A 2,426-nucleotide genomic window follows, 5' to 3' on the forward strand; every position below is an offset into this window, starting at 1 on the left:
GCGGTCGGCGGGGGCCGGGGCCGGGGTGGGGCGAGCAGGCGTTCTCATGCTCCTCTTACTCCGGCCCCACGGCTTCCTCACCGTCCCTGCCTAACCTCCGGCCATGTTCTTCACCTACCTCAGGCGCGAGCTGCGGCGCCGCAGAAAGGCCTCGCTCGTCGTCGCCGCGGGACTCGCCCTCGGCATCGCGCTCGTCATCGTCGTCAGCTCGGTGTCGTCCGGAATGAACCAGGCGCAGGGCAAGGTCCTGCAGTCCCTCTACGGCCTGGGCACCGACATGACGGTCAGCAAGGCGGCGCAGGCCCCCAGCAGCTCGGGCCAGAGCGGCCCGCGCTTCAAGTTCGGCGCCCAGTCGAACGGCAGCAGCAAGACGCAGAGCAGCGACCGGGTGATGGTACAGGGCTTCCAGAGCCTGTCCTCCTCCACCGTGTCCCAGGTGGCCGGGCAGAGCGGCGTCTCCCAGGCGGTCGGCGGGCTGAGCCTCAACGTCGTCAAGATCAACGGCCAGTTCAAGCAGGGCCAGTACAAGCAGAACCAGTCCTCCGGCGGCGCGGGGCAGGGCGCGCGCGGCGGCAGCGGCGAGGGCGGCGGCCAGCCGGGCGGGGGCGTGCAGGGCGGCGGCGCCGACTTCAACGTCAACTCCTACTCGGTCTACGGCACCGACACCGCGCACCTCGGGCTCGGCCCGCTCACCTCCTCGAAGATCACCAAGGGGCGGACGTTCAAGGCGTCCGAGACCGACGCCAAGGTGGCGGTCGTCGACTCCTCCTACGCCAAGCAGAAGAAGCTGAGCACCGGCAGCACGCTCACCATCTCGGGGACGAAGTTCACGGTCGTCGGCATCGCCACCGCCGACAGCGGGTCCTCCTCCGCCAACGTCTACATCCCGCTGAAGCAGGCCCAGACGCTCGGCGACGCCAAGAACAAGGTGACCACCGTCTATGTGAAGACCGCGTCCTCCAAGGACATCTCCTCGGTCAAGGCGGCGATCCAGAAGAACATCTCCGGGACCACGGTCACCACCTCGGCCGACCTCGCCTCCACCGTCTCCGGCTCGCTCTCCACCGCGTCCTCGCTGGCCACCAAGGTCGGCCGGTGGCTGTCGATCGTGGTGCTGATCGCCGCGTTCGTGGTGGCCGCGCTGCTGACCGCCTCCGCGGTGGGCCGGCGGGTGCGGGAGTTCGGCACGCTGAAGGCGGTCGGCTGGACCAGCGGCCGCGTCACCCGCCAGGTGATGGGCGAGGCACTCGCCAACGGGCTGCTCGGCGGCGTGATCGGCATCGTGCTGGGCGTCGCCGCGTCGTACGTGGTGACGGCGATCAGCCCGACGCTGACCGCCTCGCTCGGCGGGAGCGGCGGCATGGGCGGCGGCCAGGGCGGCCCCGGCGGCGGCCCCGGCGGGGGCGGCGGCGGGTTCGGGCGGCAGGCGGCGTCCAAGACGCTGGACATCGCCCTCTCCGCGCCGGTCTCCGTCACCGTCATCGTGCTCGCCGTGGTGCTGGCCGTGGCCGGCGGGCTGATCGCCGGCGGCTACGGCGGCTGGCGCGCGTCGCGGCTGCGGCCGGCGGACGCGCTGCGGCGCGTCGAGTGACGCGCCGGGCCCGCGGCTCCCTTCGTCCCCTCTGTCCCCGTTGAGCGGTTTGGAACCTCCACCATGTATGTACTGAGAAACGTCGTGAAGACGTACCCGCGCGGCGCCGCCAAGGTGCGGGCGCTGCGCGGTATCGACCTGACCATCCCGGACGGCGACCGGCTCGTCATCCAGGGGCCCACCGGCGGCGGGAAGTCGACGCTCCTTCAGCTGCTGGGCGGGCTCGACCGGGCCAGCAAGGGCAGCGTCGAGCTGGACGGCACCGACCTCGGGAAGCTGAGCGAGGCGAAGCTGACGCGGGTGCGGGCGGAGAGCATCGGCTTCGTCTTCCAGTCCTTCAACCTGATACCGACGCTGACCGCGCAGGAGAACGTCGAGACGGCGCTGGTGCCGCTGGGCGTGGGCACGGCGGAGCGGCGCACCCGGGCGGGCGAGGCGCTGGAGTCGGTGGGGCTGGCGGAGCGGGCCGCGCACCTTCCCGCGGAGCTGTCCGGGGGGCAGCAGCAGCGGGTGGCGATCGCGCGGGCGCTGGTGAAGCGGCCGAAGGTGCTGCTGGCGGACGAGCCGACGGGGAACCTCGACGAGGCGATGCGGGACGAGGTGATGGGTGAACTGGAGCGGCAGTGGAAGGAGTTGGGGCTGACGTTCGTGATGGTCACCCATGACACGGCGCTGGCGCGTCGGGCGACGCGGCTGGCGACGCTCAAGGCGGGGGAGGTGCGGGTGACCGAGCAGGCCGGCGCCGGCGCCGGGGAGGGAGCGACGACCTCCTGACCGTCACGGTGGGCCGTGGTTCCTGTTGCCGCCCCTCCGCCCCGGCACCCCACCCGCCCTG

General features: G+C 72.3%; 2 protein-coding genes. Both read left to right on the forward strand.

The window, feature by feature from the left end:
• The first annotated feature begins 103 nt into the window (after window positions 1–103).
• Window positions 104–1,591 (forward strand): ABC transporter permease, encoded by a 1,488-nt coding sequence (locus tag BIV57_RS23215; RefSeq protein WP_071658826.1) that lies wholly within the window; start codon window positions 104–106, stop codon window positions 1,589–1,591.
• Between the two features lie 63 nt (window positions 1,592–1,654).
• Window positions 1,655–2,365, forward strand: a complete 711-nt coding sequence (locus tag BIV57_RS23220) for an ABC transporter ATP-binding protein (protein WP_071658827.1) — start codon at window positions 1,655–1,657, stop codon at window positions 2,363–2,365.
• The last annotated feature ends 61 nt before the right edge of the window (window positions 2,366–2,426 follow it).

Source organism: Mangrovactinospora gilvigrisea (assembly GCF_001879105.1).
Lineage (GTDB): Bacteria > Actinomycetota > Actinomycetes > Streptomycetales > Streptomycetaceae > Mangrovactinospora > Mangrovactinospora gilvigrisea.

Excerpts from the sequence above, each read along its gene's own strand:
- BIV57_RS23215 (WP_071658826.1), top strand. The coding sequence starts at position 104 with ATGTTCTTCACCTACCTCAGGCGCGAGCTGCGGCGCCGCAGAAAGGCC.
- BIV57_RS23220 (WP_071658827.1), top strand. The coding sequence starts at position 1,655 with ATGTATGTACTGAGAAACGTCGTGAAGACGTACCCGCGCGGCGCCGCC.